At 58.8% G+C, this 2079-nt stretch carries 2 protein-coding genes and 1 pseudogene; 2 read left to right on the plus strand and 1 reads right to left on the minus strand.

Going from position 1 to position 2079, the window contains the following annotated elements; genetic code table 11:
- Positions 1-423: 423 nt before the first annotated feature.
- Positions 424-696, plus strand: a pseudogene (locus tag LB543_RS34280) (tetratricopeptide repeat protein); the annotation flags it as partial.
- Between the two features lie 122 nt (positions 697-818).
- Here LB543_RS34280 and LB543_RS33765 read toward each other — a convergent pair.
- The gene (locus LB543_RS33765) at positions 819-1061 is read right to left on the minus strand and encodes a hypothetical protein (RefSeq protein WP_224599138.1); all 243 of its coding nucleotides are present in this window, start codon (positions 1059-1061) and stop codon (positions 819-821) included.
- Positions 1062-1313: 252 nt separating this feature from the next.
- On the opposite strand from LB543_RS33765, the gene LB543_RS33770 reads away from it, so the two are divergent.
- The gene (locus LB543_RS33770; RefSeq protein WP_224599134.1) at positions 1314-1955 is read left to right on the plus strand and encodes an outer membrane protein; all 642 of its coding nucleotides are present in this window, start codon (positions 1314-1316) and stop codon (positions 1953-1955) included.
- Positions 1956-2079 lie beyond the last annotated feature (124 nt).

Here is a 2079-nt window from a genome sequence, read left to right on the forward strand (position 1 = left end):
AAAGCGAATGCCGCGGCGTGCTGAAGCCGCTGCTGGCGAGACTGCTCGACACGGCCGAAGCCGCCGGCTGGAAACGGCGGACCGCCGCCTCGGCGCTGATGTTCCTGGCCGCGCAGCAAGTGTCGGCAACGGCGGCCGCCAAGGGCTGAACTGGAGGCTGGGCTCAGTCCCGACGGGGGTCAGGACAAGAGCTGTTCAAAATCTTGCGCTAAGGGCGAACGGATCGTGAACTCTATGCTGCTCGACGGATTGGGGTCGGAAGTCTTAGCGATCGGAATCCTTCAGGCATTTGACGTTCCGCGTCCCAGGTGTAGATGCCGGTCAGGTTGATGTGCTCCCAACTCAACGGCGAGATGTGCTTCAGCAAAGGATCCGGAATCTCGCGACGGCAAGGCGGCAGAAAAGGGGCACGCTCAGGCCCAAAGCCAGTTGGGGAATTTGTATTGGCAAGGTGACGGTGTCGCGCCTGACAATCGGCTGGCATTCAGCTGGTGGTCGAAGGCCGCAGCGGCGGGTGTCGCTGAAGCTCAGTACAATGTTGCCGCTTCCTATGCTGCGGGACGGGGCGTTGCCAAAGACGACAACCAAGCGTTCGTATGGTTCAGCAAGGCGGCGAGCCAAGGCTATGCTCCTGCTCAGTATGAGCTAGGTGTGATGTATTCAATGGGCATTGCCGTGGCTGTGGATGAAGTCAAAGCGGCTGCCTGGCAAGCAAAGCAGCCGAGCAAGGATACGCGATTGCACAAACGGTGTTGGGCGCTAGGTACGCGCAAGGCGCCGGGGTGGCTCAAAGTGGCCCGATGCGATCATCTGGTGGCTCAAAGCCGCAAATCAGGGAAATGTCGATGCCCAACTGAGTTTGGGATGCGGTTGCCTTCATTGCTACTGGCTCCGCCTCTAATGTCCGCGAGCATTTGCTGGAGCGCAATTGCTGGACAATCCGGAAAGCCGTTCTTCTCGAGGGCCACTGCACCGGCCAGGTAGTCGCCGGCCCACTGGTTCAGATTTCCAACCTTCACCAGCCTCAGCCCGGCTTGTTCGAGAACCTCTTGCTTCGTCATCGCCGCCTCATAAATAAATGCTTACTTACTTTATAGCGCGCGACGAATTGGAGTGCTGCCGGTTCGTCGCGGGAAAGATCGTGCGGCACACGCTGAGGCTGTGGCTTCCATGCATCACCGGGAGGAAATAGTCCCGCCTTCGGATTTGGCAGCGTTGACAACGGAAGGCGTTCAGCGACAACGGTATCTCCACTCGGATAGGTAGTCCTTGGGGCATTCATCCGAACTAAGCAGGCAACAAAGGGTCATCCCGTGAAACAGCTTCTTCTCGCAACCGCTCTCGTCCTTGGTACCAGCACCGCCTATGCGGCTGACGTTCTGCAGGAGGCACCGGTTGCTGCTTCCTATGACTGGACCGGCGCATATATCGGCGTGAACGCCGGCGGCGGTTTCGGCACGTTTAATCTTTCTCCTTCGGGCGGCGGCCCTGGTGGTTTCGACCTCAGTGCGAGTGGCTTCCTGGGGGGCGTTCAGGCCGGTTACAACTGGCAGGTTGGCCAATTCGTCTACGGCGTGGAAGCCGACTTCCAGGGTTCCGACATTAAGGCCGACTTGTCGCTCGGCGGCCCCTCTCTCGAAACAAAGGTTGACTGGTTCGGCACGGTGCGTGCTCGCCTTGGTTATACGCCCGTCGATCGCTTCATGGTCTATGGCACTGGCGGCTTGGCCTATGGTCACGAAAAGATCTCTGCCCCAGGCATCGACTTGTCCAAGACCAAGGTCGGCTGGACCGTTGGCGCGGGCGCTGAATACGCCATCACTACGAATTGGTCGCTCAAGTCTGAGTATCTTTACACGGACCTGGGTAAAGCGTCGTTCACAGCCGGAGGGGGCGGTGTCGACGCCAAGGTCCCCTTCCACACCGTTCGCATCGGCCTGAATTACAAATTCTAGTTTTCGGCGGACCTCTACAGAATGAACTGACCCCCGAAAGTTGGACACAACCTTCGGGGGTTTTGCATGTCCAGATTCAGCGAGCTTGAGAAGCGCTCGATTGTTGAGCGCTACTTGAGCGGGG

The sequence above is a fragment of the Mesorhizobium sp. ESP7-2 genome, from assembly GCF_020164715.1.
GTDB lineage: Bacteria > Pseudomonadota > Alphaproteobacteria > Rhizobiales > Rhizobiaceae > Mesorhizobium.

What these genes read in the sequence shown, in the direction of transcription:
- LB543_RS33765 (WP_224599138.1), bottom strand. Translation starts at nt 1,061, where the DNA reads ATGACGAAGCAAGAGGTTCTCGAACAAGCCGGGCTGAGGCTGGTGAAG.